24 protein-coding genes and 1 tRNA gene are annotated in these 27,000 nt (G+C 58.2%); 12 read left to right on the top strand and 13 right to left on the bottom strand.

Annotation, left to right across the window (positions count from 1 at the left end; genetic code table 11):
- The first annotated feature begins 8 nt into the window (after nt 1-8).
- Nucleotides 9-323, top strand: coding sequence for a hypothetical protein (locus tag ACWPW1_RS18905; protein ID WP_454253671.1), 315 nt, complete (start codon nt 9-11; stop codon nt 321-323).
- 139 nt (nt 324-462) lie between these two features.
- On the opposite strand, the gene ACWPW1_RS18900 is transcribed toward ACWPW1_RS18905, so the two are convergent.
- Nucleotides 463-993 (bottom strand): hypothetical protein, encoded by a 531-nt coding sequence (locus tag ACWPW1_RS18900; protein ID WP_454253670.1) that lies wholly within the window; start codon nt 991-993, stop codon nt 463-465.
- 519 nt (nt 994-1,512) lie between these two features.
- On the opposite strand from ACWPW1_RS18900, the gene ACWPW1_RS18895 reads away from it, so the two are divergent.
- From ACWPW1_RS18895 to ACWPW1_RS18885, 3 genes are read left to right on the top strand one after another with little or no spacing between them, the layout of a single operon-like run.
- Entirely contained in the window at nt 1,513-3,072 is a 1,560-nt protein-coding gene (locus tag ACWPW1_RS18895) for a type I restriction-modification system subunit M (protein WP_454253669.1), read from the top strand.
- The gene (locus tag ACWPW1_RS18890) at nt 3,069-4,292 is read left to right on the top strand and encodes a restriction endonuclease subunit S (protein ID WP_454253668.1); all 1,224 of its coding nucleotides are present in this window, start codon (nt 3,069-3,071) and stop codon (nt 4,290-4,292) included. Before ACWPW1_RS18895 ends, ACWPW1_RS18890 begins: the two co-directional genes overlap by 4 nt.
- A gap of 15 nt (nt 4,293-4,307) precedes the next feature.
- Nucleotides 4,308-7,490 carry a type I restriction endonuclease subunit R gene (locus ACWPW1_RS18885; protein WP_454253667.1) on the top strand — a complete coding sequence of 1,061 codons (3,183 nt, stop codon included), beginning with the start codon at nt 4,308-4,310 and terminating at the stop codon, nt 7,488-7,490.
- 250 nt (nt 7,491-7,740) lie between these two features.
- Here the strand turns inward: ACWPW1_RS18885 and ACWPW1_RS18880 are convergent, their stop codons facing one another.
- Entirely contained in the window at nt 7,741-8,001 is a 261-nt protein-coding gene (locus ACWPW1_RS18880; protein WP_454253666.1) for a helix-turn-helix domain-containing protein, read from the bottom strand.
- Between the two features lie 99 nt (nt 8,002-8,100).
- On the opposite strand from ACWPW1_RS18880, the gene ACWPW1_RS18875 reads away from it, so the two are divergent.
- The 4 genes from ACWPW1_RS18875 to ACWPW1_RS18860 all read left to right on the top strand — a co-directional run bounded on the left by ACWPW1_RS18875 (nt 8,101) and on the right by ACWPW1_RS18860 (nt 10,556).
- Nucleotides 8,101-8,640, top strand: a complete 540-nt coding sequence (locus ACWPW1_RS18875; RefSeq protein ID WP_454253665.1) for a hypothetical protein — start codon at nt 8,101-8,103, stop codon at nt 8,638-8,640.
- A gap of 37 nt (nt 8,641-8,677) precedes the next feature.
- Entirely contained in the window at nt 8,678-8,923 is a 246-nt protein-coding gene (locus ACWPW1_RS18870) for a hypothetical protein (protein WP_454253664.1), read from the top strand.
- Entirely contained in the window at nt 8,913-9,221 is a 309-nt protein-coding gene (locus tag ACWPW1_RS18865) for a hypothetical protein (RefSeq protein WP_074583986.1), read from the top strand. The genes ACWPW1_RS18870 and ACWPW1_RS18865 overlap by 11 nt, the downstream gene beginning before the upstream one ends.
- A 750-nt stretch (nt 9,222-9,971) precedes the next feature.
- Complete coding sequence (locus ACWPW1_RS18860; protein WP_454253663.1) at nt 9,972-10,556, top strand: hypothetical protein; 585 nt, start codon at nt 9,972-9,974, stop codon at nt 10,554-10,556.
- Between the two features lie 37 nt (nt 10,557-10,593).
- Here ACWPW1_RS18860 and ACWPW1_RS18855 read toward each other — a convergent pair whose 3' ends face one another.
- From ACWPW1_RS18855 to ACWPW1_RS18835, 5 genes are all read right to left on the bottom strand, one after another.
- Nucleotides 10,594-11,385, bottom strand: coding sequence for a hypothetical protein (locus tag ACWPW1_RS18855; protein ID WP_454253662.1), 792 nt, complete (start codon nt 11,383-11,385; stop codon nt 10,594-10,596).
- Between the two features lie 1,219 nt (nt 11,386-12,604).
- Entirely contained in the window at nt 12,605-12,850 is a 246-nt protein-coding gene (locus tag ACWPW1_RS18850; RefSeq protein ID WP_454253661.1) for a hypothetical protein, read from the bottom strand.
- A 160-nt stretch (nt 12,851-13,010) separates the two neighbouring features.
- On the bottom strand, nt 13,011-13,487 hold the full coding sequence (locus tag ACWPW1_RS18845; RefSeq protein WP_454253660.1) for a hypothetical protein: 477 nt from the start codon (nt 13,485-13,487) through the stop codon (nt 13,011-13,013).
- Nucleotides 13,488-13,831: 344 nt separating this feature from the next.
- Entirely contained in the window at nt 13,832-14,914 is a 1,083-nt protein-coding gene (locus tag ACWPW1_RS18840) for a site-specific integrase (RefSeq protein WP_454253659.1), read from the bottom strand.
- A 105-nt stretch (nt 14,915-15,019) separates the two neighbouring features.
- Nucleotides 15,020-15,096: transfer RNA gene (locus tag ACWPW1_RS18835), tRNA-Arg, on the bottom strand.
- Between the two features lie 342 nt (nt 15,097-15,438).
- On the opposite strand from ACWPW1_RS18835, the gene gabD reads away from it, so the two are divergent.
- From gabD to ACWPW1_RS18820, 3 genes are all read left to right on the top strand, one after another.
- Nucleotides 15,439-16,887, top strand: coding sequence for an NADP-dependent succinate-semialdehyde dehydrogenase (gene gabD / locus ACWPW1_RS18830; RefSeq protein WP_454253658.1), 1,449 nt, complete (start codon nt 15,439-15,441; stop codon nt 16,885-16,887).
- Between the two features lie 221 nt (nt 16,888-17,108).
- Nucleotides 17,109-18,389, top strand: a complete 1,281-nt coding sequence (gabT, locus tag ACWPW1_RS18825) for a 4-aminobutyrate--2-oxoglutarate transaminase (RefSeq protein ID WP_271652976.1) — start codon at nt 17,109-17,111, stop codon at nt 18,387-18,389.
- Nucleotides 18,390-18,577: 188 nt separating this feature from the next.
- Complete coding sequence (locus tag ACWPW1_RS18820; protein ID WP_454253657.1) at nt 18,578-19,774, top strand: HDOD domain-containing protein; 1,197 nt, start codon at nt 18,578-18,580, stop codon at nt 19,772-19,774.
- Here ACWPW1_RS18820 and ACWPW1_RS18815 read toward each other — a convergent pair.
- The 6 genes from ACWPW1_RS18815 to oscA all read right to left on the bottom strand — a co-directional run bounded on the left by ACWPW1_RS18815 (nt 19,771) and on the right by oscA (nt 25,501).
- Entirely contained in the window at nt 19,771-21,321 is a 1,551-nt protein-coding gene (locus tag ACWPW1_RS18815; protein WP_454253656.1) for a methyl-accepting chemotaxis protein, read from the bottom strand. The two genes, ACWPW1_RS18820 and ACWPW1_RS18815, sit on opposite strands and share 4 nt — an antisense overlap.
- A gap of 145 nt (nt 21,322-21,466) precedes the next feature.
- Nucleotides 21,467-22,435 (bottom strand): sulfate/molybdate ABC transporter ATP-binding protein, encoded by a 969-nt coding sequence (locus ACWPW1_RS18810; protein WP_454253655.1) that lies wholly within the window; start codon nt 22,433-22,435, stop codon nt 21,467-21,469.
- Nucleotides 22,436-22,441: 6 nt separating this feature from the next.
- Nucleotides 22,442-23,308, bottom strand: coding sequence for a sulfate ABC transporter permease subunit CysW (gene cysW / locus ACWPW1_RS18805; protein WP_338545162.1), 867 nt, complete (start codon nt 23,306-23,308; stop codon nt 22,442-22,444).
- Between the two features lie 10 nt (nt 23,309-23,318).
- Nucleotides 23,319-24,131 carry a sulfate ABC transporter permease subunit CysT gene (cysT, locus tag ACWPW1_RS18800; RefSeq protein ID WP_454253654.1) on the bottom strand — a complete coding sequence of 271 codons (813 nt, stop codon included), beginning with the start codon at nt 24,129-24,131 and terminating at the stop codon, nt 23,319-23,321.
- A gap of 105 nt (nt 24,132-24,236) precedes the next feature.
- Entirely contained in the window at nt 24,237-25,238 is a 1,002-nt protein-coding gene (locus ACWPW1_RS18795) for a sulfate ABC transporter substrate-binding protein (protein WP_454253653.1), read from the bottom strand.
- 77 nt (nt 25,239-25,315) lie between these two features.
- Nucleotides 25,316-25,501: a sulfur starvation response protein OscA gene (gene oscA, locus ACWPW1_RS18790; RefSeq protein ID WP_059316129.1), complete on the bottom strand. Its 186-nt coding sequence runs from the start codon at nt 25,499-25,501 to the stop codon at nt 25,316-25,318.
- 249 nt (nt 25,502-25,750) lie between these two features.
- On the opposite strand from oscA, the gene desA reads away from it, so the two are divergent.
- Nucleotides 25,751-26,944 carry a delta-9 fatty acid desaturase DesA gene (desA, locus tag ACWPW1_RS18785; RefSeq protein ID WP_059316128.1) on the top strand — a complete coding sequence of 398 codons (1,194 nt, stop codon included), beginning with the start codon at nt 25,751-25,753 and terminating at the stop codon, nt 26,942-26,944.
- Nucleotides 26,945-27,000 lie beyond the last annotated feature (56 nt).

The following is a 27,000-nucleotide window of genomic DNA, read 5'->3' as shown; positions in this document are numbered from 1 at the left end:
AGAAGAGCATGACCCCCGAACAACGTCAGAAGGCGCTATCCGACATTGGCGCTTACCTGCGGACTGCCTACTACGAAGGCGTCACTCCCGACACCACTGCCAAGCAGTACAGAGCGATGGCCGAGGCTCATGGCCGGATGCTGGGAAGGGTCGCCGCCGTGTTGCTGGAGGACGCCACTCCGGATGACATCGCCGGCAAGATTCGCACGTATGAGGCCTACTTTGCGCAGCAGATGGTGGAGGCGCTACGCGACGAGATTCGCCCGGGCGGCCGCCTGGCGGAAGCCGCGCGAGCAGAGAAGGAGCAAAACGACGAAACGTGACATGTCACGTTATCGACGGGGCCAAGGCGTATCCGGCTCTAAATGTCGCCGCCCTTTGTCCGTATCATGATTCGGGCGCGGATGGTCTTGTGGTTGTGGGCGGGGCGGATCACGGGGCGGCTGTCTAGGCGGATTTCGATCATTGGCCATGGTTTTCTCCTGGTAGAAAAAACTGATCATCGGGAAATTCTTCGAGTACAGCACTATGGCACGTCTTCTTGAGGCTTGCCTTGCTAACTCTTTCCGGAGACTTGCCGCAGATTTCCCTCATCCGTTGTTGCAGCTTTTTGAACCTGGCCTGATGCGCAGTTGAGTATTTTTGGCTCTGGCTGATATCCATCCGAAGGTCGCGATAGTCGTAGACCATCATGCGATAACCCATCAGCACCTCTTCGTAGGCTCTGATCTTCTTCGTCAGGTTCAAGATTGGCTTGGCCAGGGAGATTGCAGCGGCAAGTATCAGCAAAATTTGCCATAGGTATTTACCGGGCCCTGTGTTCCAAAGGGCAAGCCCAGCGACTGCAGATGAGGCAGAAGCCGCGGCAACGATGATCTCTGCCCAGAAATTGATGCGTTCGTATTTTGCCAGGCGATGGCCGTAATAAAGCTCGTTGAGCCTGCACGTACGCAGCTGGTCGTAAACGGCCCAAACAGGATTGTCCTTGGCCATCGCACCCTCACAAACGAAAAAACCCTGCCGTCGCTGGCAGGGTTCTCATTGACTGCACCCACCTTGCACCCATGATTCGCACTGGATCCATGGTGTGTTGAGGTAAGTCATTGATTTGTATGGCGCACTCGGCGGGATTCGAACCCACGACCCCTGCCTTCGGAGTCCTAAAAGTCGACGTTTAGAATCAGTACGTTAGCGGGGATTAGCTGGGAAATCAACGGGTTGTGTTAGCGGGGGTTAGCGTGTTTTCGCCTTGATTAGCGGGGCGAGTGTGGCAAATTTGTGGCATTCGGATGGTTGGATATAGGATCGTTGGATCCATTAGATGTTGGAAGGCAGCGATTCATAGCTACCTATCTTTGATCTAAAACTGAAGTTGGCAGAAGTCAAAAATCGGCAAGATTTGCTCACAGAGACGCCGCCGGTGTGCAGTCGATGGATTGCCTACACTGCTGATAGCACCACGACCTTCTGTTGTATGCTCCCTGCTTTTTTCAATACTGCTTGGAGACGACCTTGGTCACCGGAGATGTAGAAAAGCGTTTGTGGGCCGTAGCTGACCAACTATGGGCCAACACGGGGTTGAGGCCGGGGGAGTTCTCGGTGCCTGTTCTGGGGCTGATCTTCCTGCGATATGCCGAGAAGATGTACGCCGCTGCCGAAGAGAAGCTGGGGCCGATTGGCTCTGGTGGTCGCCGCAAGGTCAGCAAGGATGACTATCTGGCGGAGGGCGTTATTTTCCTTTCAGAGAAGGCTCGCTTCTCCTATCTGCAGACGCTCACCGAGGGCGATGTCATAGGGTTGGCGATCAACGAAGCCATGAAGGCTGTTGAAGAGGAGAACGTCGATCTCAAAGGGGCTCTGCCTCGCAACTACGTCCAGCTCGGCAACAAGGTGCTGCTGGATCTGATCAAGCTGCTCGGGCCTGTGGATCTCAGCGGGGACGCTTTCGGTAAGGTCTACGAGTACTTCCTGGGCAAGTTCGCGTTGAGGGAAGGCCAAAAGGGTGGCGTCTTCTATACCCCTGAGTCCATCGTGAAGCTGATCGTCGAGATCATCGAGCCATTCCATGGGCGGATCTTCGACCCGGCTTGTGGGTCGGGCGGTATGTTCGCCCAGTCGGCTGACTTCGTTAAGCGCCACCACAAGTCTGCGATGGAAGAAATCTCCATCTTCGGCACCGAGAAAGAGCAGGTCACGGTCAATCTAAACAAGATGAACCTGGCTGTGCATGGCCTGTCGGGTGATGTGCGCATTGCCAACACCTACTACGAAGACCCGCATGAGGCCGTAACTCGTGAGGGCGGCCGCTTCGACTTCGTTATGGCCAATCCGCCGTTCAACGTATCGGGTGTCGATAAGGAGCGCCTTGATGGCGACCTGCGCTTCCCGTTCGGTGTTCCGAAGACAGACAACGCCAACTACCTCTGGATCCAGCTCTTTTACGCATCGCTGAACAAGAATGGTCGCGCTGGCTTCGTTATGGCGAACTCGACGGGTGATGCACGAGGCAGCGAGCAGGTGATTCGACAGAAGCTCGTCGAGAGTGGCGCGGTCGATGTGATCGTTTCGGTTGGCTCGAACTTCTTCTACACCGTGACTCTGCCTTGCACGCTCTGGTTCTTCGACAGGGCGAAAGAACGTGATGAGGAGCGAGCAGACAAGGTTCTGTTTATCGACGCTCGCCACATCTACCGGCAAATCGACAGGGCTCACCGCGACTGGCTGCCTGAGCAGATCGAGTTTCTTGCCAACATCGTGCGGCTTTACCGAGGCCAAACCCCGGAGCTAGAACTGGGAAGTGCTGAGCTACTTGCGGAGAGAGGGCTGGGCGATGGTTACGTGGATGTGCCGGGACTATGCAAGGTTGCTTCTCGCGAGCTTATCGAGTCTCAGGGCTGGTCGCTGAACCCTGGGCGATACGTGGGGGCTGCTGCTAGAGAGGCTGAGGATGTCGATTTCACTGCACGACTGGAAGAACTCGCTGAGGAGCTGGAAGTTCTTAATTCAGAGGCTCGCGAGCTAGAAGATCAAATTGCAAATAACATAACTGTATTGCTTGAGGGTTCGGAATGAGATCCGAGCGCGTACCTTACAAGCTCGACCAGCTGGGTTTCGTTGGCAGGGGCAAGTCTAAGCATCGACCGCGCAATGATCCGTCTTTGTATGGTGGAGATTACCCTTTTTTTCAGACGGGTGATGTGAAAGGCGCTGAACTCTATCTCCGATGCTTTTCAGCAACCTATAATGAAAAAGGGCTTGCTCAAAGTAAATTATGGCAACCTGGCACGCTTTGTATAACTATCGCCGCAAACATTGCCGAAACATCCATTCTGTCTATTCCAGGCTGTTTTCCAGATAGTGTTGTTGGGTTTGTTGCTGATCCGCAAAAGTCTGATATCTTCTTTGTGAAGTACTACTTGGATACTCTTAAAAACGCTATGCAGAGTATCTCTCATGGGACGACGCAAGATAATCTAAGTCTTGAGAAGCTGTTGTCTTTTGATTTTTGGGTTCCGTCAGTTGAAGAGCAGCGAAAAATAGCGTCTGTGCTTCTAGCCTACGACAACCTCATAGAAAACAACACGCGCCGCATCGAGATCCTCGAAGAAATGTCGCGGCGGTTGTACGATGAGTGGTTCGTTCAGTTCCGCTTTCCGGGGTATGAGGGCGTCGTTTTTGAAAAGATGCCTATCTATAATGTTGCCGATGTTGTTCGCGGCAGATCATATCGTAGCGCTGACTTGGTAGAAAATGGCCGGCCATTTGTGAATTTGAAGTGCATTAATCGTGACGGTGGCTACCGCCGTGATGGCTTAAAGTACTATTCGGGAAAGTATAGGCCTGAACAACTTGTCAGTGCTGGCGATATTGTAATGGCGGTGACTGATATGACACAGGAGCGTCGTATTGTAGCTAGGGCTGCGCTGGTTCCTGACCTTGGCGAGTTGGAAGGCGTCATATCCATGGATCTTGTCAGAATAGTTCCGAGGAGTGGAGTTTCGGTGCTCTATCTGTATGCGTTCTTTAGGTGGTCTGATTTTTCTGATAACGTAAAAAATCATGCTACTGGTGCTAATGTCCTGCATCTTCATCCCAACCTTGTTGCAAATTACGATATTAATTTACCTCCACCAGAGGTATGCATAGCATTCGCGGAGAAAGTGCGTCCTGCTGTTGAATTGGCGGATGTTTTAGAGAAGAAAAACGCTAACCTCCGAGCACAGCGTGATCTTCTCCTTCCCAAGCTAATCTCCGGTGAGATCGACGTATCCGATATCTCCATGCCGACCTAAAAGGAGTTCAGGCGCATGAGCCCAGCAGCACCGCATTCGCACGACTACTCCGAGGATGCTTTGATTGAGCAGCCAGCCATCGCGCTGTTCGAATCTCTCGGATGGGAAACGGGAAACCTCTACGCAGAGTGGACAGGCAGCTCCTCCAGCGAAGGTCGCCAGACCCAGCAGGATGTGGTGCTGGAAAGTCGTATGCGGGCCGCGCTCAGTAAGCTCAATTCTGATCTGCCTAAAGAGGCCATCGATCTGGTGGTCGAGGAATTGGCGCGGGATCGCTCCAAGCTGCTACCGGTCAACGCCAATCAGGAGGTCTACCGGCTGCTGAAGGATGGGGTGCCTGTCTCGGTTACCGATGAGCACGGGCGTAATACTCTCAAGGTGGCCAAGGTCATCGACTGGGGCAATGTTGAGGAGAACGACTTCTTCCTCGCCTCCCAGCTCTGGGTGAAGGGGGACTACCACACGCGGCGCACCGATCTACTGGGCTTCGTGAATGGTATCCCGCTGTTGTTCGTTGAGCTGAAGGCAACGCACAAGACGCTCAAGGCCGCCTACGACGACAACCTCACGGACTACCGCACAGTCATCCCGCAGCTCTTCACCTACAACGGCGCACTGATGCTATCGAATGGCTCTCAGACGGTGGTGGGTAGCACCTTCTCGCCTTGGGAACATCTGTTCGAGTGGAAGCGGATCAACGATGAAGGTGAGAAGGGCGTTGTCTCCCTGGAGACGGCGATCCGGGGCATCGGTGAGCCTTCCAGGCTGTTGGACATCGTCGAGAACTTCACCGTGTTCGAGGACGTGGCTGGCGGTGTGATCAAGAAGATCGCCAAGAACCACCAGTACCTGGGGGTCAATAAGGCCATCGCTGAGGTCTGGCGGACCAAGGATCGCCCAAAGGATCAAGCTGGGCAGCTTGGCGTCTTCTGGCACACCCAGGGATCAGGCAAGTCTCTGTCGATGGTCTTCTTCGCTCAGAAGATCCTGCGCAAGATCCCAGGCAACTGGACGTTCGTGATCGTCACCGACCGCAACGAACTGGATGAGCAGATCTACAAGACCTTCGCTGCTACTGGTGCCGTAGGTGAAGTTGAGGCCCATGCCACCAGCGGTGCTCACCTCAAGCAGTTGCTCAGTGAAGATCACCGCTACGTCTTCACGTTGATCCAGAAGTTCGGCACCAAGAAAGGCGAGGTCTACCCACAGCTCTCAGATCGCCAGGACATCATTGTCATCACCGACGAAGCTCACCGCTCCCAGTACGACACCCTAGCCATGAACATGAGGACGGCGCTTCCCAATGCCGCTTTCCTGGGTTTCACCGGGACGCCACTGATGGCTGGCGAGGAGAAGACCAAGGAGGTCTTTGGTGACTACATCTCCGTCTATGACTTCGGCCAGTCCATCGCTGACGGTGCCACGGTTCCGCTGTACTACGAGAACCGCATTCCCGAGATGCAGCTCATCAATGACAACCTCAACGAGGACATGGCGGCGCTACTCGAAGAGGCCGAGCTGGATGAGGAGCAGGAGCGCAAAGTCGAGCAGGTCTTCGCCCGTGAGTATCACCTGATCACCCGAGAGGATCGCCTTGAGGCCATCGCCAAGGATCTGGTGAACCACTTCGTTGGTCGTGGTTACCAGGGCAAGGCCATGCTGGTGTGCATCGACAAGGCCACCGCCGTCCGCATGTACAACAAGGTTCAGGATCACTGGAAGACGTATCTGGCTGATCTGAAGGCTCAACTCGCAATAGCTCCCAAGGAGCAGCAGGAGGAGTTGCAGCACAAGATCCAGGTGATGACATCGGCCGACATGGCGGTGGTCGTCTCCCAAGGTCAGAACGAGGTGAAGGAGCTAGCCGACAAAGGGCTGGACATCATCCCGCACCGTAAGCGCATGAATGAGGAGAACTTGGGCGAGAAGTTCAAGGACTCCAAGGATCCTCTTCGGTTGGTTTTCGTGTGCGCCATGTGGATCACCGGCTTTGATGTGCCTTCTTGCTCGACCATCTACCTCGACAAGCCGATGAAGAATCACACCCTGATGCAGACCATTGCTCGGGCCAACCGGAAGTATCCGGGCAAGGAGGCGGGCCTGATCGTCGACTATGTTGGGGTCTTCCGTAAGCTGCAGGAAGCCTTGGCGATCTACGGTGGGGCTTCTTCTGGTGAAGGCGGTGAGGGAGAGCCAATTAAGAACAAGGCCGAGCTGGTCGAGTACTTGAAGCACTTGCTTGCCAGGGGGATCACGTTCCTGTCCGAGCATGGTGTGAATGCCCAGGCTATCAAGGATGCTCAAGGCTTCGAGAAGGTGGCCAAGCTGGATGATGCTGTTGAGCAACTCATTGCCAATGAGGAAACCAAGAACAGCTTTATGAGTCAGGCCCGGATTGTGTCTCGGGTCTACCGAGCGATTCTTCCCGATCCTGATGCCAATGAGCTTGCTCCTGACGCTGTGCTGCTCTCCGTGATTGCCCAGAAGATCAAGGCACTGGCTCCACCCGTCGACATCTCCGATGTGATGCAGCAGGTCGAGGAGCTGCTGGATCGATCCATTGCTCCGGTGCCTTACATCATCGAGGAAGACGACGATCAGCCACTACATGACCTCAGCAAGATCGACTTCGAGAAACTCAAGGAGAAGTTCAATCAGGGTCGCAAGCGTACCGAGGCCGAGAAGCTCAGGGCTTTGCTGAGCATGAAACTGGAAACCATGCTGACCGAGAATCCCACTCGCAAAGACTTCATGGAGAAGTTCCAGAAGCTGATCGACGCCTACAACTCTGGCAGCCTGAACATCGAGGTGTTCTTCAAGGAGCTGGTGGATCTCACGGCGGATCTTCAGGTTGAGGATCAACGGGCTATCCGCGAGAACCTCTCGGAGGAGGAGCTGGCTCTGTTCGACATCCTGACCAAGCCCGTGCCTGAGCTTGCGGAGAAGGAAAGGGCGCAGGTGAAGAAGGTCTGCAAGGAGCTTCTGGAGACACTAAAGGCCGAGAAGCTGGTGCTCGACTGGCGCAAGAAAGACAGAGCCAGAAGTGATGTGCGGCGTACTCTGGAGATCGTCTTCGACCGGGGCTTGCCTGAGAGCTACGACGAGGGGGTCTACAACGAGAAGTGCGAGATGGCCTTCCATCACATCTTCACGAGCTACTACGGGGCTGGTGAGAGTGTGTACTCGGCTGTTCGCTAAGGCATTGGCGGGAGTCGAAACTAAATGGGCGGATGTATTTTCGCAGTAGGACGCATCCTGCTACAGAGTATCTGTAGGTTATGGCGCTTATCTAATTCAAGTAGATGGCCTATTTAACGCACTACTGGTGGTGTTTGTTGTGCGCACCGAAGGATCGATCCTACACGTACGTACGCTCGATCCTAAGGGCTAGATAGATTTGCCTGCTGTGTCAAACGGCTTTATAGGAAGCAGTAGCAGGCTGAAGGCCTCAATATTTCAGATTGCTACGGCCTAGCGCTTTCTCAAATGACTCGATAAAGCTAAGGAGGTCGGTGTTCAAGACCTTGCATAGATCACGAAGCTGAATCGTATCCAGCCGCCTGACTCCTCGTTCTACATCACTCATAAACGATTGTGGCCTGCCTAATGCTGCTGAGCATTGGGCTTGTGTCAGCCCTGCTCTGACCCGCATCTGCTTCAGCTCTTCCAGAAAAATCGCATGCTCAGGTCGGTAGATCGCTTTGCTCATGGCTGCGCCCAGTGGCAATTCAGCCTGTGAAGCTATATCTGCTTTTCGGATAACTGATTTTCAGATAAATTCGTAGCGTAAATGAATTTTGGAGCAGCTATGAGACTGATTTGGGAGTTAATCCGGGTAGCTTGGGCCGTTGGTTGTCTACCTATTGGCGCATTGCTACTGGTTGTACTAGTGCTTACTGGCTTTAATCTGCCTTTTTTCCTGGGATTTTCTAATAGCGAGAATCCAGCCATTCGCTGGTTATTCTGGGTCTTGTTTATGTACTTCGCAGGAGGCGGATGGTTTTTTTGGAAGGTGAATGAGATTTACGGAAAAAAGCTTAGGCGCATAGCCGATAGATATCGTTCTACGCAATTTGAGCCTCAGGTGGAGGTGTTTGCCAAGATCAATGATGCATATCTTGGTATCGATTCTCTAAATAATAAGTTGTTTGCTTATCCAGTGAGTGGGGGTGGGCATTTTTTTAAGCTAAATGAGATCAGGTCCTGGCGTATCCTTCCAGTAGGGAAACGAAATTATCGTTTAGAGATCTTAACTACCAATTTATCTATCCCATCATTTGGCTTGGCATTGAAGCCATGGGAGGTGGTAGATACGGAAGCTCGCTTGCGAATGCTGCTTGGCGATTGATTTCATGATTGCTCATTTAATGAGGAGTGCTAAGGGTATGGCTGAAGATATCGGGGTCGGCTGTTTTGATGAGACTATTGCTCGGCTTCAGGCTGCGAATAAGTTAATGCGTTCCGCGAATGCTGCCCTGGCATTAGACGATTTAGATGCTTTGAGTTTTCTCGGTTTTGCCGCTGCACATATCTGCGAGCTGCGGGAAAGAGGTGGTTTTCGATCATCTTCAATTGGTCAAAACACCCGCTTGATCAATCGCATATTGAAGGAGAGCACAGATGCTAACTGAGCGAAACATTTCAGGTGTTGCAACACGCGTGCTGAGCAAAGCGACTATCGATTCAATCCGCCTCTCTAGCTCCTACCATTTCCGCGGTTGGCGGATTCTTGATCGCTGGGCGCTCAGCGCACCAGAGCGTCTCCAGGAGATGGAAGCACAAGATGAATTTTTCCTTCTGAGTCGGCTTCTTGAGCAGCAGAGGATTGAGCACGATGTGCTGACGTCTTCAGCGGGTTCAGAGATGCGTAGCCGAGGCTTGGCGGAGCATGAAATTCTTTCAATTTTTGGTATCTCAATTGATTTTTAGGTGGCCAGCTTACCTGGTGCCTTATCGGTAACCGCTTTGCGCTCTGGGGTCTCGGGGCTTGCCCTGAGCAGGGACGGTAGACGTAGCAAGGGAGTGAAACGACTGCCGCACCGTCGCTTGTACGTACGCCATGCCTGGCGGGAGTACAAACCCTACCCTGTCCCATTTTTTGCTCGCATCAACGTGACCACCTCGGGAACAGGTGATGAGGATGCAAAGACAAAGCGCTGGTAAGCATGAAGCGTATCCTGGAAAGGATGGCTGGGGGGCGCAGACAAAGAGTTGTAGGAGACCTGTCCGACATCACGTTCGGTATCTGGGGAGTGTGCGGTATCTGTAAACAGTAAGTGCCTCGATAAATTTTCTAAAGAAGCATGCCAAGATGATTGAGGTAACGACCAAGTAGCAGGAATGGAGGATCTCTAGCAATCGCTAACGCAAAAACGGCTAGGTACGAGGTTGAGTGAAATATTGACTGGATGGATGAGGAAAATTTGGCCGTCGGTATTACGAAAGGCACGGAAAGCCGAACCGGGCCGGGGTAAAGTATTTGCCAGATGCGGCACACCACACCACGGGTTTACTCCGGGGAGCTCAAGACCGTGCCTAGCTTGCTCCAGAGCTCAGCTTGCAGCTACGGGCAGGTGGTGGCGGCTCTAAATCGAGCGAAGGTCCCGTACTGCTAGAACACGCGTTTTTGAAAGCCAATATGCTTTTGACAGAGCGGCGGAGTAGTCGAACAATAGCTGCATGAAGCTAAGTTCCCAGGATATCGAGCCGTCTGAAGCCCTGCTGGCTGTCTTTCGTGAGATCAAGCATCACCAAGGCACCGGCAGGAAAAACTTCGTGATCCGCGTGCCTGTTGATTTGATTGAGTATCTGTTCGCCGGGGTTGGCATGAAGTCAGGCATGTCCAAGGTGAAGCTTGAACGTCAGCTTGCTGAGCTGAAAGTGTCCGGCTTCGGTGATGCTGATGGTCGAGTGCTGAGGCGCTACCTCAGCGGGCAATCGCGCATGGCTTGGGATACTTTCCAGCGTTTGGTGTTTTGGGCATTCACGAAAGGTTGGATTTCGGACTGGATTTTTCGAGATCTCCTCATGCGTGCGTATGTGCGAGAGGCAGCTCAGCTCAGCGCTCGAAAGATAATCAATCGGCTGAAGCGACAGGTCACGGCGAAAATCTTGAATGAGAATGACATCGTGCAATGCTTTGACGATGCCTATCTACTCAAGCAGCGGGAGCGAGAGCAGGGACTGGTTAGCCGCCTGCGTGTCGATTCATCCAATCGCGAATTGGCACGGATCCTAGGTTTCGAATCAGTCCCTGACGAATGAAAGCAACCGTCGTCCCGCAGCTCTTGCTTGATCGAGTTTACGGCCTTGAGCTGTTGGCTGAGGGGGCGTTGTTCAGGTGCTCTGCTAGGTACAGCGTCAGGGCCATTGCGTTTTGTGGCTTGCTTGAGACCGAGCGGTAATTGTCAGCCATCGCGTTAACTATCACCTGGGGCGCAAAGCGGAGCTTACCGCTGGTCATGGCTTTTACCAGTCCCCTGTGTACATTCGTCTGGTGTTCGGAAGGGATGCCCGACATATCCAGCTTACGAGAGCTCACGCTCGACGTTTCGGTTAGTGTTTTTGATTGAGGTTTGTTGTTAGGGCGGGCGTTGGCAGATAGGGTATCGATACCGCATTGCTGTGGTATCGGTACCTCTTCAGGTACGCGTGGGCGGTCTGAGTGGAGCAAATCCTCAACCAGGCGCTGCTGATCGCCGGTTAGTCGCTCTTTGAAGTCATTTAGAAATTCACCAAGCCACTCGCCAGGTATACGACGGATTTCACTGACCGTGCGGTCTCTTAGTTTCGGACCTGTTACTTGGCTTGCAGAATGGTGGTCCCACCAAAGGCGCACCCAGACAACGAAGCGGTTGTGGTCATATTTGACAAGGTCTTCATCCTGCAGCCGATGGATAACCTGTAGCCATTGATCTGCGGTCCACCCGAGCTCTGCGCCCGCAATGCGCGGCACGAGCGGGTAGACACCAGTGATGTTGCTGTCAGGCGCGGTTAATAGGTGCAGCAATGCAACCTTATCCTCAGTCGTGCAATTCATGAGGCGTGGCGATCGCCAGAAATTCTGGTCTCTGATGGTTCTCTGTCTGCCCATGATCACTGCTTCCCCGCCTGCAAACTTAGAAGTCGGATCGAGGCGTCCATCATTGACGCGCCTCTACTCGTGCCTTTTTCGTGGGTCTGCCCGTGCGCTTCGGCTGTGAAGGTACAATCTCTCTTGGTGGTTGGGGGCGAGTATTCGTATCTCCGGTACGCATCCATGCCCTGAGGTCGCCAAGCCTCCACCTAAGCCTCGATAACCCATGTACCGGCTCAAGGCCAGGCAGCTTCCGCTGGCGTACGGTAAGTACGCTGAACCCGGTCAATGCTGCTACCTCTGCAACACCAACAAGAACATCATCGCCGAGTTTCTGTATTTTTTGGATGGTTTCGTAATCAACTGACATCTAGCTATCCCTCCATTGATCTGAGAGGTCAGTATTTGCCGCTTGCGGAGTTGGTAGCTAGGACAGTTTTTTAACGGATTATTTGCTCCCGGTTGTTTGCAGACGACTGGGCTGACGTCTGCATCTAATTCGACTAGCGTACCGACGTCTATGATCAGCCATAAGTGGTTAATAATTGCTTAAGCTATTCTGAGTATTCATAGCCAGGTCACAGTCAAGGATTAAAATTTAGCTGCGCTCAGCAAGGTCGATAAGGCGTAAATAGCTTAGATCTGATACCTGGCTAGGTTTAGTTTCAGCAATCAGCGCTAGAATCTTGGGCAACTGGTGCGGCACTAGGGTAAGAGCTTGGTGCGTAGCTATATTAATTAAGTCAAGTGTGGTTTCGGGGAATAGACTGGTGATTGGCTTCTTATCAATGGAGCTTCCGGGTGAGCCCGTAGAGCGTTTGATAATTTGTTTACACAGAGGGGCAAAAGATTTTCAATGATTTGTAAGTGGCTGGAAAAAACACCGCCGGTATCGTCAAGTAGGCCGATCCACACATTTCATTTATACAGCGGTTTTGGAACAGCGCTCACTCCGTTAGTATTGGTTGATTAAAGGGGGTAACGAGTTCGACTCAGCCGCTCTCGTTTTCTATCCTGCTAGGCCCTGCCAGGAAATAATTGATTTCTAGTCTCGTTAGACATAGGTCGCATGACGTTACCATTAATTTAACAAGCGGCACTAGGATAGCGTAAAGCTGGAATTTTCGGCGAACTCCTGTCTCACACCTTAAAGGCGATGGTGTCTACAGAACAATACGTGAACGCCGTTGTCTTTCCTTAGAATCACCAAGTGCCAGCGAGCGGTTTACCATTCGACTTAAATCGACGATTTCTTATAGACGGCAATGGTTCCTGCTTTGCGGACAAATACTAGTCCGTAATGTTCAAGATTGGCGCGGACGTGCTTCCCGAAGCGATGGCGGGTCTTGAACTGCAAAGGAGTCCAGTGCTCCACTCCAATGATTTTACTTATCTTTTGTTCCTGACCTATAGGCATCTTGGTGACATTTTCAATGAGAGTCATGGACGCTCTATCCCAGGCTGAAGTTTGAAGACTGTGCATGTTATCTCCTAAGATTTAAACTTGTGCATTCGCGCGATAGTATCGTCTACCCTTTGCGCTAGCTATCGATATGGGTTGGTGGAGCATAAAGGCAGATTTAATATAATTAAGATGCTAGTAAATCATGCCGGTGCCGTGATCCATTAAACGCTTTGTGTCATCAGCGCATCATGATCTCAAGCCTATGACCATCATTGCCCGCCTCCATCTTCACCATGGTGCATACAAGAGATTTGGGAAAGCCAAGTTGTGCTTGTAGCGCTTCCTGTATGACCTTTTCCAACTGCGCTGGGCTGCACGAGCGCAAGCTGTCAGTAACGCTTGCACTTGAAATGGTGCTGGCCGTGTTTGTTGTGCTCAACTCTTGGGTTTGTTGTTCACAGTAGCTTATGAGCTTTTCACAGTGCTTCTTGCTGCCGTAACCGTTGTTACGCCAACGATCTAGGCCTGCGGATGAAACCTCGGCGATTTTTGCGATCTTGCGAAGCGGTAGGCCCTTATCCTCTTTCAGAGCCTCGACGAGTCCCCCCATCCCCAGCACAACGTCACCAAGAGTTTTTTTCCCTGGAAACCGTATATTGAACTCGCCTTGTGAAATGACTTCGAGCGACCTGTAGGCGTTTGTAAGCTTATCCATGTGAAATCACCTATTGGTATGGTTTCACTCAGAGTAAATGACCTATTTGTAGGTGTCAATAGCCTTTTTGTAGGCTTTTTTATTTCGCGTCGGCCCGCAGCCTGGGGTGATTTGCACTCGTGACAGGTAGAAATCGGGGCTATAGCTGTTGGGAGCCTGACGCTATCCCTGGAATTTAGTTTTCATCGACTGAAAACAAAGCTGGTCGACCCGAGGGCAGTTGTTGGCCGATAGCTGTCCACTAGCAGAGGGCCGCAATGAGTTGCCAATGGCTGGTCGCAACAAACGACAGGTTAGGTCTATGCCCCTACGTAGGGAGGAGCGCACATCAATGTGACACCCAGTCAAGCCAGCTTTGCCGCCAACTCCTCCGCAGTGATGTTGTAGTACCGCTTGAGCATGTTGACCTCACGGTGCCCAGTCACGCTGGCCAGCTCGATAAGATTCGGCAATTTAGTCGCTAACCTACAGGTAGCCTCGTGCCGCAGGTCGTGAAAGCGTAGGTCCAGCAGGAAATCTTCTTGGGGCAACACACCAGCTTGATGGCAGTCAGTCAGGTATTTTGACCGCGCGCGCTCCAGCCCTCTCACAAAGGCTTTTTTAAGAGCGTCAGCAGTGGTGGGGAAGACTCGACCGCACAGGGAGCGTGGTAGTCCTCTCAACAGCTGGATGGCGTTGGGTGAGAGCGGGATTGTTCTTGGCAGTCCATTTTTGGTCGCAGGAAGGTGTGCGGTTCTACGATCCAGGTTCACATGTTTCCAACGCAGTTCAAAAATCTCGCCACGACGCATGGCTGTCTCGATCGCTATCTGGACAATCGGCCGTATCCAAGGATTGTGAGAGGCATCAGCATAGGTGCCGTCCGAACGGCGTTCGCACGGCTCCAACGCGCTGAGGATGTATTGCTCTTCAACCGGATCGAGCCGCCGCGAGCGTTCGTCGTTGTAGCTGGGGCGGCTGACCATTCTCACGGGGTTTTCTGCGAGATGAATACCCCATTCGCGGCGGGCGACCTCGATTACGCATTGGAACAAAGCCAGCTCACGCTTCACCGTGTTGCCCTTGCGAATCTTCAAGCGCTCGTCACGGTAGCGGGCAAAATCCGAGGAGGTGAGGGAGGCGACGATGCGCGTTGCCAGCGGATGGCGCTTGAGGGCTTCGAGTCGTTTGATTTCCGAGTACGCGCCTTTGTGTTTCGGAGCGATCTCGGAGATGTAGCGATCAATGAGTTGATGAAAGACGGTGCGTTCAGCCTCAACGCGAGAGACAAAGATGCCCCGGTCGATTTCGCTTTCGATCATACGTGCCCAGGCTTGGGCGTCGGCTTTGGTTTCGAAGGTTTTGCGCTGGGCTGGATAGCCCTTACGGCGAATTTGCGCTTCCCACTGATACTCGCCGCGATTCCTGATTGTTGCCATTTCGACCATTCCCGCCACACTTGAGTGTGGCAAATTTGTGGCAAAAACGACTTTCAGGACTAGGACAGGTTTCTGTCAGGAGCGCTAACCCCTTGTGACACAAGGGAAAGGAGATGGCGCACTCGGCGGGATTCGAACCCACGACCCCTGCCTTCGGAGGGCAGTACTCTATCCAGCTGAGCTACGAGTGCAGCGATTCGGTGACGCTGAATCGGTCGCCATCATACTCACCTTGCCTCCGACCGTCCATGCCCGGATGCACGATGTTGTTGATTTTGAACGACTGTTTCGCGGTGCGCGGCAGGGGCTGCATAAACAAGGAGGAGGGCGACGCGAAAACCTCGCCACTGCTCTTGCGCAGGGGTTCAGGATTCTCCTAGGATGCGTTCAATATTTCGAACGCCTGTGGCGCTTCGGACGTTCCTCTCGCGGGCACTGAACGGTGGCGACGCCAGCGTTTCCAAGCCTGACCCTATCGCAGGCGCAGGGGTGTCATGCCCTTGCTTCCGGCCCTTTCCACCAAGGAGACCGTAATGCAGCTCAAAGACGCTTCCCTGTTTCGCCAGCAAGCCTATGTCGACGGCGCCTGGATCGACGCCGACAGCGGTGCCACCGTCAAGGTGGACAACCCGGCCACCGGCGAGACCCTGGGCACCATTCCCAAGCTCGGCCGCGCCGAGACCAAGCGCGCCATCGACGCCGCCAACCGCGCCCTGCCGGCCTGGCGTGCGCTGACCGCCAAGGAACGTTCGGCCAAGCTGCGGCGCTGGTACGAGCTGATGATCGAGAACCAGGATGACCTGGGCCGGCTGATGACCCTGGAGCAGGGCAAGCCACTGGCCGAGGCCAAGGGCGAGATCGCCTACGCTGCCTCCTTCATCGAGTGGTTCGCCGAGGAAGCCAAGCGCATCTATGGCGACACCATCCCCGGCCACCAGGCCGACAAGCGCATCCTGGTGATCAAGCAGCCCATCGGCGTCACCGCCGCCATCACGCCGTGGAATTTCCCTACCGCGATGATCACCCGCAAGGCCGGTCCGGCCCTGGCCGCCGGCTGCACCATGGTCATCAAGCCCGCCAGCCAGACCCCGTACTCGGCGCTGGCCCTGGTCGAGCTGGCCGAGCGCGCTGGCATGCCCAAGGGCGTGCTGAGCGTGGTCACCGGCTCCGCCGCCGAGATCGGCGCCGAGCTGACCGAAAGCCCCATCGTGCGCAAGATCTCCTTTACCGGCTCCACCGAGATCGGTGCCAAGCTGATGGAGCAGAGCGCCCCCACCATCAAGAAGCTGTCGCTGGAGCTGGGCGGCAACGCGCCCTTCATCGTCTTCGACGACGCCGACCTGGACAAGGCCGTGGAAGGCGCCATCGCCTCCAAGTACCGCAACGCCGGCCAGACCTGCGTCTGCGTCAACCGTCTCTATATCCAGGACGGTGTCTACGACGCCTTCGCCGAGAAATTCAAGGCCGCGGTGGCCAAGCTCAAGGTCGGCAATGGCCTGGAGGAGGGCGTCACCATCGGCCCGCTGATAGACGCCAAGGCGGCGGCCAAGGTCAAGGAACACATCGACGACGCCGTGAGCCAAGGCGCCAAGGTCATCGCCGGCGGCAAGGCCCACGCCAACGGGGGCAGCTACTTCGAGCCGACCATCCTGGCCGACGTGCCCAAGAGCGCCAAGGTGTCCAAGGAGGAGACCTTCGGCCCGCTGGCGCCGCTGTTCCGCTTCAAGGACGAGGCCGAGGTCATCGAGCTGGCCAACGACACCGAATTCGGCCTGGCCTCCTATTTCTATGCCCGCGACCTGTCCCGCGTATTCCGCGTGGCCGAGGCGCTGGAGTACGGCATGGTCGGCATCAACACCGGCTTGATCTCCAACGAAGTCGCGCCCTTTGGCGGCGTCAAGGCCTCGGGCCTGGGCCGCGAGGGTTCCAAGTACGGCATCGAGGAATACCTCGAGATCAAGTACCTCTGCCTGGGCGTCTGATCCCGTTCGTTGGGCTTCGCTACGCTTAGCCCAACCTACCTATACCGTAGGTTGGGCTGAGACGGCTCCATCGTCGAAGCCCAACGGGGCCCGCCCGATCCAAAGATTTTTCCCGGCGCGGACGCCGGGCCGTTGGCAGTCGATCATCGTATGCTGCCCGGAATCCGGTCCGCGCCTTTCCCGTAGCCGGCCGCCACGATGAGCGGCCATCGAGGACTGCAATGAGCCACACCAATGATTCCCTGATGCACCGTCGCAGCGCCGCCGTCGCCCGTGGCGTCGGCCAGACCCACCCGATCTTCGTCGCCCGTGCGGAGAACGCCAAGGTCTGGGACGTCGAGGGCAACGAGTTCCTGGACTTCGCCGGCGGCATCGCCGTGCTCAATACCGGTCACCTGCATCCGCGCGTGGTGGCGGCCGTGCAGGAGCAGCTGACCAAGGTCTCCCACACCTGCTTCCAGGTGCTGGCCTACGAGCCCTACGTCGAGGTCTGCGAAAAGCTCAACGAGCTGGTACCAGGCAACTTCCCGAAGAAAACCGCACTGTTCAACTCCGGCTCCGAGGCCGTGGAGAATGCCGTCAAGATCGCCCGCGCCGCCACCCAGCGCGCCGGTGTCATCGCCTTCTCCAGTGCCTACCACGGCCGCACCATGATGACCCTGTCACTGACCGGCAAGGTCGCGCCCTATTCGGCCGGCATGGGCCTGATGCCCGGCGGCGTCTATCGCGCGCTCTATCCCTGCGAACTGCACGGCATCAGCGTCGATGACGCCATCGCCAGCGTCGAGCGCATCTTCAAGAACGATGCCGCGCCTGGCGACATCGCCGCCATCATCCTCGAACCTGTGCAGGGCGAAGGCGGTTTCTATGCCGCGCCCAAGGAGTTCATGCAGCGCCTGCGCAAGCTGTGCGACACCCACGGCATCCTGCTGATCGCTGACGAAGTCCAGTCCGGCGCCGGTCGTACCGGCACCTTCTTCGCCATGGAGCAGATGGGCGTCGATGCCGATCTGCTGACCTTCGCCAAGTCCATCGCCGGCGGCTTCCCGCTGTCGGGCGTGACCGGCCGGGCCACGGTGATGGATGCCGTCACCCCGGGTGGCCTGGGTGGGACCTACGCCGGTAGCCCCATCGCCTGCGCCGCAGCCCTGGCGGTGATCGAGACCTTCGAGGAAGAGAAGCTGCTGGACCGGTCCAAGGCCGTGGGCGAACGCCTCACCGCCGGCCTGCGCGAACTGGCCGCCAAGCACACGCAGATCTGCGACGTGCGCGGCCTGGGCGCCATGATCGCCATGGAGCTGGGCAAGGGGGGCGACATCGAGCAGCCCGATGCCGAGCTGACCAGCCAGATCGTGGTCCGGGCGCGCCAGAAGGGCCTGATCCTGCTCAGCTGCGGTAGCTACGGCAACGTGCTGCGCATCCTGGTCCCCCTGACCGCCAGCGATGAAGAGCTGGATCGCGGCCTCGCCATCATCGGCGAGTGTTTTGCCGAACTGGCCTGAGTCCTGACCAAACCGCCCTGTAACAGGGCGGTTTTTTTTCGCCTGGTCATCCCTGTCGGCCACCCTTCCGGCGCTAACCAAGCGGGTGCAAAACCCCATTACAGACGTTTTGTGTGACCTGCTTGGCATAATGCCCGCTTTGCCGCATCATCCGCCGCTTCGCTTGCCTCATGCAGGAGTGGGTTGGGATGCCGCCCCTGATACTCATCGTCGATGCCAATCCTTGGACCCGTGATTTGCTCAAGTCACTCATCCTGGCCGTGCGTGCCGATGCCGCTGTCCATGAATATGGCCATGGCTACCAGGCCCTCGCCGAACTGGATCAGTGCAAGAGATGCGCCCTGGTCATCGTCGAGCGCCCCGCTGATTGCGATGGGCTCGATCTCCTGCGGCGGATCCGCCAGCGTGGCGCCCAGCCCCTGCAGCCGGTAATTCTGCTATCCGATCAGGCCGATGCCGCCTATGTGCGCGCTGCCCTGCGCCTGGCACCCACGGCCTATCTGGTCAAACCCTATGCCGCCGAAGAGGTGTTGCGCCGCCTGCGCAGCCTGTTGCCGCCTGCGGGTGACGAGACGCAGACGACCAATGCCACGGCGCTGGGCACGCTGGGTGACCATCTGCAGCGCATGGCAGCCGAGATCGATGCGGTGCCGCTGTTCGCCGACCTGCCCGCCATCATTCAGCGCTGTCGCGATAGCGCCAATTGCAGCCTGGGCGAGCTGGAAACCGAGTTCGGCCAGGATCCACTGGTCACGGCGACCCTGATCGCCGCGGCCAACAGTGCCTCCCAGCGCGTCGGGCAGTCCTGCCAGACGCTTGGCCAGGCCCTGCCGCGCCTGGGCGTCGGCTTTACCCTGAACCTGGTGCTGGGTCTGAGTCTGAGGCGCGCGACACGCCTGGCCGAGCCGCTGCTGGCCGGGCGTGCCGAAGGTTATCTGCACCTGGCCCAGCGCGCCGCCGACTGTGCTCGCTTGCTGGCTCTGCGCTATGCCCGTGAGGACGCCGAGCGCTGCTATACCGCGGGCCTGCTGCACCGGCTGGGTGAGTTGGCCGTGCTGCAAGGCGTGCAGCGCTGGTGCGAGGAGGGCGGTGCCATCGATGAGGCTGCGCTGGAGCGTGCCTTGCTGAGCTACAGTCTGGAGTTCTCTGCGGAGTTGCAGCGACACTGGCGCCTGCCGCTGGAGTTGCGCGAGCTGGTGGCTGCCGTGCACAGCCTGCACGGCGTGCTGCCCAAGCCGTCGCTGATCCTGCATCTGGCCGCTCAGGCAGCGAATCTGGCGCCTGGCGAAGCCCTCGACGATCTGCTCGAACACAAGGCCGGGCGCATGCTGGGCCTGGAGGCGCCGGTGTGGAAGTTGGCCGTCACCCAGCTGCAGGTGACCTAGCGCGCGGTGTCGGGGCGATAGCCCAGGCGCAGTCCGCCCCAGTGGCGACCGTTCACCAGGATGGGTACCGAGAGGTCGTGCATCACCTCGCCGGTGTCCCTCATGTAGGTTTGCAGCAACAGGCGGCGCTGATGGCTGCCACAGCGCTTGCCAGTGCGATCGCTGAACAGTCGCTTGCTGCGGCTGCGCGCCGTGTCCACTGCCAGATCCCCGGTGGGCGGATGAGCGAAGGCGCGGTTGTGGGTGGGCACATAACCCTCCGGCGTACAGGCAATGGCGAACACCAGGCCGGGATGCTGCTCCAGCAGCGGCTCCTGGATCGCCGGTAGCACGCCATCGGTATAGCTGTCGAAGCGGGTGCGGTACTTGGCGGGTTGGCTGCCCTGAACGGGCTGGTACTGACGGTCGAAGAGGGCGTCCTGGGTGATGCGCCCGGCGGCCAGATCCTCTTCGAAGCGCCTGCCGATGGCATCCGCCCCCTGGCGCGCCAGTTCGAAGATACGCTGGTGATAGCTGTCCAGCCCGACCTCGGCCAGGCGCTCGCTGCTGGCTTCGGCCATGTCCACCAGCTCGTCGGCAGCGCTGCTGAGGCGGCTGGTCTGACGTTCGCTGTCGGCCAGATCGCTATGCACCTGTTCCACTGCCTGGGCCAGGCTTTCCAGCTGCGCAAGATTGGCCGAGGTGCCCTGGGCGATGTCTTCGGCCTGGCGCTCGGCGGTCTGCGCCAGCTGGGCGATCTCCTGCAGGCCTTCGCCGGTGCGCTCCACCTGGCGGACACCGTCTTCCAGCGCCTGGGCCAGTTCCTGAATCTGGGCGACCACGGCCTCGGTCTGCTGGCTGATGTCGGCGACGATCACCCCCACCTCACCGGTGGCGGTGGAGGTCCGCGCCGCCAGGCCACGGACTTCGTCGGCCACCACGGCGAAGCCGCGACCGTGCTCGCCGGCCCGCGCCGCTTCGATGGCAGCATTGAGCGCCAGCAGATTGGTCTGGCTGGCGATGGCCTGGATGACTTCGGTGACCTGCTGGATCTTGTCGGTGCGGGCACTCAGGCCGGCGATCAGTTCGCGGCTCTGGCGGGCGTGATCGCTCAGTGCGCGAATGGCGGCGATCGCCGAACTCAGCGCTTCGCGACCGATCTCGCTGCGCGCATGGACCTGCTGCGCCACCTCCAGGGCCTGGCGGGCGCTGCCGGCGCTGTCCTGCTCGGTCCGGGTGAGGGCAGTGGCACTGCTGGAAATTTGCGCAGCCGTGCTGGCCTGAGATTGCAACCGGGCTGCCAGCTGCTGGGCAGCAAAGGCCACCCCGGCGATGGCCACCGCATTGCGCGCGGTACTGCGCGACAGGTCGCTGGTGAGGTCGTCGAGCGCCAGAGGAGGAGCAGGCGGTGGCGCGGGGGAGCGCACCAGCAGCCAAGGCCACAGAGCGGCGACAGCGGTCAGGCCGAGGCCAAGGACGCCGGGCAGCGCCAGGAGTTGCCACGCCAGCAGGGCCCCGACCAGGGTGGCCAGGTGAAGCGACAACACGATCAGCCAGCGCCTGGGCATGGGACCTCCTTGTTATTCTGCTCGGATCGATGTCAAAGCGTGATGGCTGTCAGCTTTTATCGATCATGGAGCCAGCTTTCCGGAGGTTGCAACCGTTGTCTGACCTTAGCAGCTACGACTTTCGTCGTAGCTGCCCGCCCCGGATTCAGGGGGTGCGCGGCAGGAAATGCAGGGGCGTGCCCCGTTGCAGCCCGCTCAGCACCGGGTGGTCCTTGACCAGCTCCACCTCGATCACCTCGGTTTGCTCCGGTACTCGCAGGGTCACCCGGGTGATGGCCCCGAGCGGGCGGATGTCGCGCACCTCTGCCGCGTGATAACCCGGCCGCGGCTCGCGCTCCAGCTCCACCTCGTGGGGTCGAAACAGAACCTCCTGTTCGCCCAGCGCCAGGCGATTGGAGTCGCCGAGGAAGTGATAGACGAAGTCGCTTGCCGGCTGCTCGTAGACCTCGCCGGGCGAGCCCACTTGCTCGATCTGGCCCTTGTTCATCACCACGATGCGGTCGGCCACCTCCATGGCTTCTTCCTGGTCGTGGGTGACGAATACCGAGGTCAGGTGGATCTCCTCGTGCAGGCGCGCCAGCCAGCGCCGCAATTCCTTGCGCACCTTGGCATCCAGGGCGCCGAAGGGTTCGTCGAGCAGCAGGATCTTGGGTTCCACCGCCAGGGCACGGGCCAAGGCGATGCGCTGGCGCTGGCCGCCGGAGAGCTGCTCGGGATAGCGGTCGGCCAGCCAGTCGAGCTGCACCATGTCTAGCAGTTCGTGCACCTTGCTGGCGATCTGCGCTTCGCTCGGCCGCTCGCGGCGCGGCTTCATGCGCAGGCCGAAGGCCACGTTGTCGAACACCGTCATGTGGCGGAACAGCGCGTAGTGCTGGAAGACGAAGCCGACGTTGCGATCACGCACGTCGCGGCCGGAGACGTCTTCGCCATGGAAGCCGATGTTGCCGGTGTCCGGCGCTTCCAGGCCGGCGATGATGCGCAGCAGGGTGGTCTTGCCGCAGCCGGAGGGGCCGAGCAGGGCGACCAGCTCGCCGCTCTCGATGTGCAGATTGATGTCCTTGAGCGCCTGGAAGGCGCCGAACCTCTTGTTGATGCCCTGGATCTCGATGCTCATGGCGCCTTATTCCTCGTCACGGTGCTGCAGTTGGCGGCTCAGGCGACTCTCGCTCCACTGCCGCAGCAGCAGGATCACCAGGGCCATCAGCAGCAGCAGGATCGCCACGCTGAAGGCGGCGACGATGTTGTATTCGTTGTAGAGAATCTCGATGTGCAGCGGCAGGGTGTTGGTCAGGCCGCGGATGTGGCCGGAGACCACCGACACCGCGCCGAACTCGCCCATGGCCCGCGCGGTGCAGAGCACCACGCCATAGATCAGCGCCCATTTCACGTTGGGCAGGGTCACGTGCCAGAACAGCTGCCAGCCACTGGCGCCCAGCAACCGCGCTGCCTCTTCCTCCTGGGTGCCCTGTTCCTGCATCAGCGGGATCAGTTCGCGGGCCACATAGGGAAAGGTGACGAAAATGGTCGCCAGCACGATGCCTGGCACGGCGAAGACGATCTGTACGTTGACGCTCTGTAGATAGGGGCCCATCAGCCCTTGGGCGCCGAACAGCAGCACATAGATGAGGCCGGCGATCACCGGCGAGACCGAGAAGGGCAGGTCGATCAGGGTGATCAGCAGGCTCTTGCCGGTGAACTCGAACTTGGTGACGCACCAGGCAGCGGCCAGGCCGAAGGCCAGATTCAGGGGCACCGAGATGGCGGTGGCGAACAGCGTCAGCTTGAGCGCCGAGATCGCATCCGGTTCGCTGATGGCGTTCCAGAAGGCGCCGATGCCGTTGGCCAGGCCCTGGCTCAGCACCATGTACAGCGGCAGCACCAGGATCAGCAGGAAGATCAGCCAGGCGCTGGCGATCAGGGCGATGGCCACCGGGGTGCGCTGCTTGCTGGCGCGCGCATCGGCCTTGGTCGAAGTCATGAGGCTCATGCGGTCGTCCTTAGATGTTGGGCTGGATGCGGCGCTGCAGGATGTTGATCAGCAGCAGCATGACAAAGGACACCAGCAGCATGAACACGCCGATGCCGGTGGCACCGGTGTAGTCGTACTGGTCCAGCTTGGAGACGATGAGCAGCGGCAGGATCTCGGTCTTGAACGGGATGTTGCCGGCGATGAACACCACCGAGCCGTACTCGCCCACGCCGCGGGCGAAGGCCAGGGCGAAACCGGTCAGCCAGGCCGGCAGCAGGGTCGGCACCAGCACGTAGCGGAACACCTGCCAGGGGCGCGCGCCCAGGCAGGTGGCGGCTTCCTCGATTTCCTTGGGAATGTCCGCCAGCACCGGCTGCAGGGTGCGCACCACGAAGGGCAGGGTGACGAAGATCAGCGCCAGGGTGATGCCGATAGGGGTATAGGCGATCTTGAAGGGAAACAGCGAGCCGATCAGCCCGTTCGGCGCATAGAGCGCGGTCAGGGCGATGCCGGCCACGGCGGTGGGCAGGGCGAAGGGCAGGTCGACCATGGCATCGATCAGCTTGCGCCCGGGGAAGCTGTAGCGCACCAGCACCCAGGCCAGCAGGGTGCCGAGGATGCCGTTGATGAAGGCGGCGAGCAGGGCGGTGCCAAAGGAGAGCCGTAGGGCAGCCAGCACCTGACGACCGGTGATCAGCGACCAGAACTGGCCGAGGCTCAGCTCGCTGGCATGGAGGAACATGGCACCCAGCGGGATCAGCACGATCAGCGCCAGGTAGGTCAGGGAAAAGCCCAGGGTCAACCCGAAGCCGGGTATGACCGGAGAGAGGCGGCGAGACATGAGACGTCCTTCTGCAAGGCGCCCCGGCGATGCCTTCGCCAGGGCGCAGAGGGGGGAACGATACCTGTTCCGGGCTGGTCGGCGTGAGCCGTCCCGGCCGGGACGCTATTGGTTGATGTCGGCGAAGATCTTGTCGAACACCCCACCGTCGGCGAAGTACTTCGGCTGGGCCGCTTTCCAGCCGCCGAATTCCTGGTCGATGGTCACCAATTTCACCGGCTTGAATTGATCCTTGAATTGCGCCGCCACCTTGGCGTCGCGGGGCCGATAGAAATTCTCTGCGGCGATGTGCTGGCCCTCGGGGCTGTAGAGGTACTTCAGGTAGGCTTCGGCCTGTTTGCGGGTGCCCTTCCTGTCCACCACCTTGTCCACCACGGCCACCGGTGGCTCGGCCAGGATCGACAGTGACGGCGTGACGATCTCAAGCTGGTCGCCGCCTTCTTCCTTGAGCGACAGATAGGCTTCGTTCTCCCAGGCGATCAGCACGTCGCCGAGCTGGCGCTGTACGAAGCTGATGGTGGCGCCGCGCGCGCCGGTATCCAGCACCGGCGCATGACGATAGAGCTCAGTGACGAACTTCAGCGCCTCGGCATCGCTGCCGTAGGTGGCCTTGGCATAGGCCCAGGCGGCAAGGAAGTTCCAGCGCGCACCGCCGGAAGTCTTGGGATTGGGGGTGATGACCTGGACGTCTTTCTTGACCAAGTCGTCCCAGTCCTTGATGCCCTTGGGATTGCCCTTGCGCACCAGGAAGACGATGGTCGACGTATAGGGCGTGCTGTTGTCCGGCAGACGCTGTTGCCAGTTGGGGTCGACCAGCTGCTGGTGCAGATTGAGGGCATTGATGTCGCCGGACAGCGCCAAGGTGACGACATCGGCCTGCAGGCCATCGATCACCGAGCGGGCCTGCTTGCCGGAGCCACCGTGGGAATTCTTGATGCTCACGTCTTCGCCGGTCTCGGCCTTCCAGTGCTTGGCGAAGGCGGCGTTGTACTGCTGGTAGAGCTCACGGGTCGGATCGTAGGACACGTTGAGCAACTCAACGGCGTGGACCTGACTGGCGAACAAGGCGCTGGCGAGTGCGGCCATGGCGAAGCGGCGAAGGGACATGGAAAGGCTCCTTTACGTAGGAAAGGCGAACACCGTCTGGCGGGCACCTTGCCCGCTCGTCCGCTAATCTCGTGAACTCAATGCTTGTTTGACGGGCCGGTCTGAGGCCGGAATTTCTCCTTGCGCTCGATCTGCACCACCTGACCGTTGTGCACGGTGATCTCAATGGCGCCGAACCGGAGGCCACGCAAGGCCTGCTGGATGTCGCGGAGCAGTGCGGTTTCGTCCTGGTTTTCCAGGCTGCGGAACGGAGCGGAGCTCATGGGATGGCGTCCTCGAAGGAGGGGTAAGTGAAGAGGTGACGCTATCTTAGAAGGAGGTTTGTTATTTCTTAAAATTGCTAATAATGCTTTGTTTATGCGCTTTTAGAATTAGCGGTTTGTGAAGGACACGTTGTGTAGCAAAAGGTAGGGCTGGATTTATCGCCAACCCCGGCAATAATGCGCGAACGCCTGTTCACTGAACTTTCAGTGACAGTTGCACGACAACATCCGCGCGAGGTCCTCTGCGTCATGAGCTACAACGGCCTGCTCGACCTGACGGTCTGGCAACTGGTGGTGGTCACCCTGGTGTTGACTCACCTGACCATTGTCAGTGTCACCGTCTACCTGCATCGTTACTCCGCCCACCGCTCGCTGGAGCTGCATCCGGCGCTCAAGCACGCCTTCCGCTTCTGGCTGTGGCTGACCACGGCGATGAACACCCGCGAGTGGACCGCCATCCACCGCAAGCACCACGCCAAGTGCGAAACCGAAGACGACCCGCACAGCCCGGTGCACAAGGGGCTTGCCACCGTGGTTCGGCGCGGCGCCGAGTTGTACAAGGCCGAGGCGAACAACGCCGACACCTTGCGCATCTATGGCAAGAACTGCCCGGACGACTGGATCGAGCGCAAGCTCTATTCCAATCCGCGTACCCGCAATCTGGGGGTCGTGTTGCTGCTGCTGATCGACGTGGCTCTGTTCGGCGCCCTGGGTCTCACCGTCTGGGCAGTGCAGATGGTCTGGATTCCCTTCTGGGCCGCCGGTGTGGTCAATGGCCTGGGGCACGCGGTGGGCTATCGCAACTTCGAATGCCGCGACGCCGCCACCAACCTCGTTCCCTGGGGCATCGTCATCGGGGGTGAAGAGCTGCACAACAACCACCACACCTATCCCAACTCGGCCAAGCTGTCGGTCAAGCGCTGGGAATTCGACATGGGCTGGGCCTGGATCAAGCTGTTCACCTGGCTGCGCCTGGCCAAGGTCAATCGCGTCGCGCCCATCGCCCACCGTATCGAGGGCAAGGGACAGTTGGACATGGATACCGCCATGGCCATCCTCAACAACCGTTTCCAGATCATGGCCCAGTACCGCAAGCAGGTAATAGGTCCGCTGCTCCGTCAGGAGCGCGTCAGCGCCGCACCCTCCCAGCGCCCGCTGTTTCGTCGGGCGCGTGGTCTGCTGGCGCGAGAGACCAGTCTGCTCAAGGCGCGCCACCAGGTACGCATCGATGAGTTGCTCGAGCACAGCCAGACGCTGAAGCTGATCTACGAAAAGCGCCTGGCGCTGCAGCAGATCTGGGCCCGCACCAGTGCCAATGGCCACGACATGCTGGCCGCGACCCGGCAGTGGATCGGCGAGGCCGAAGCCAGCGGTATCCAGTCGCTGCGCGAGTTCGCCGAACAGCTGAAGACCTATTCGCTGCGACCGGCTGGGACCGCCTGAGAAAGGCTTCACAAAAGCCCACCGAAGCGGTGGGCTGCGCTGCGCGGGGATTGAAC

Source organism: Pseudomonas sp. Marseille-Q7302, from assembly GCF_965111925.1.
The sequence above is the reverse complement of the archived record's forward strand: the minus strand, read 5'-3'. Positions and strand labels throughout refer to the sequence as shown.

Bases quoted from the DNA above. Each gene is read 5' to 3' on its own strand.
- ACWPW1_RS18905 (WP_454253671.1), top strand. From the start codon at position 9: ATGACCCCCGAACAACGTCAGAAGGCGCTATCCGACATTGGCGCTTAC.
- ACWPW1_RS18900 (WP_454253670.1), bottom strand. From the start codon at position 993: ATGGCCAAGGACAATCCTGTTTGGGCCGTTTACGACCAGCTGCGTACG.
- ACWPW1_RS18890 (WP_454253668.1), top strand. From the start codon at position 3,069: ATGAGATCCGAGCGCGTACCTTACAAGCTCGACCAGCTGGGTTTCGTT.
- ACWPW1_RS18885 (WP_454253667.1), top strand. From the start codon at position 4,308: ATGAGCCCAGCAGCACCGCATTCGCACGACTACTCCGAGGATGCTTTG.
- ACWPW1_RS18880 (WP_454253666.1), bottom strand. From the start codon at position 8,001: ATGAGCAAAGCGATCTACCGACCTGAGCATGCGATTTTTCTGGAAGAG.
- ACWPW1_RS18875 (WP_454253665.1), top strand. From the start codon at position 8,101: ATGAGACTGATTTGGGAGTTAATCCGGGTAGCTTGGGCCGTTGGTTGT.
- ACWPW1_RS18870 (WP_454253664.1), top strand. From the start codon at position 8,678: ATGGCTGAAGATATCGGGGTCGGCTGTTTTGATGAGACTATTGCTCGG.
- ACWPW1_RS18865 (WP_074583986.1), top strand. From the start codon at position 8,913: ATGCTAACTGAGCGAAACATTTCAGGTGTTGCAACACGCGTGCTGAGC.
- ACWPW1_RS18860 (WP_454253663.1), top strand. From the start codon at position 9,972: ATGAAGCTAAGTTCCCAGGATATCGAGCCGTCTGAAGCCCTGCTGGCT.
- ACWPW1_RS18855 (WP_454253662.1), bottom strand. From the start codon at position 11,385: ATGGGCAGACAGAGAACCATCAGAGACCAGAATTTCTGGCGATCGCCA.
- ACWPW1_RS18850 (WP_454253661.1), bottom strand. From the start codon at position 12,850: ATGCACAGTCTTCAAACTTCAGCCTGGGATAGAGCGTCCATGACTCTC.
- ACWPW1_RS18845 (WP_454253660.1), bottom strand. From the start codon at position 13,487: ATGGATAAGCTTACAAACGCCTACAGGTCGCTCGAAGTCATTTCACAA.
- ACWPW1_RS18840 (WP_454253659.1), bottom strand. From the start codon at position 14,914: ATGGTCGAAATGGCAACAATCAGGAATCGCGGCGAGTATCAGTGGGAA.
- gabD (WP_454253658.1), top strand. From the start codon at position 15,439: ATGCAGCTCAAAGACGCTTCCCTGTTTCGCCAGCAAGCCTATGTCGAC.
- gabT (WP_271652976.1), top strand. From the start codon at position 17,109: ATGAGCCACACCAATGATTCCCTGATGCACCGTCGCAGCGCCGCCGTC.
- ACWPW1_RS18820 (WP_454253657.1), top strand. From the start codon at position 18,578: ATGCCGCCCCTGATACTCATCGTCGATGCCAATCCTTGGACCCGTGAT.
- ACWPW1_RS18815 (WP_454253656.1), bottom strand. From the start codon at position 21,321: ATGCCCAGGCGCTGGCTGATCGTGTTGTCGCTTCACCTGGCCACCCTG.
- ACWPW1_RS18810 (WP_454253655.1), bottom strand. From the start codon at position 22,435: ATGAGCATCGAGATCCAGGGCATCAACAAGAGGTTCGGCGCCTTCCAG.
- cysW (WP_338545162.1), bottom strand. From the start codon at position 23,308: ATGAGCCTCATGACTTCGACCAAGGCCGATGCGCGCGCCAGCAAGCAG.
- cysT (WP_454253654.1), bottom strand. From the start codon at position 24,131: ATGTCTCGCCGCCTCTCTCCGGTCATACCCGGCTTCGGGTTGACCCTG.
- ACWPW1_RS18795 (WP_454253653.1), bottom strand. From the start codon at position 25,238: ATGTCCCTTCGCCGCTTCGCCATGGCCGCACTCGCCAGCGCCTTGTTC.
- oscA (WP_059316129.1), bottom strand. From the start codon at position 25,501: ATGAGCTCCGCTCCGTTCCGCAGCCTGGAAAACCAGGACGAAACCGCA.
- desA (WP_059316128.1), top strand. From the start codon at position 25,751: ATGAGCTACAACGGCCTGCTCGACCTGACGGTCTGGCAACTGGTGGTG.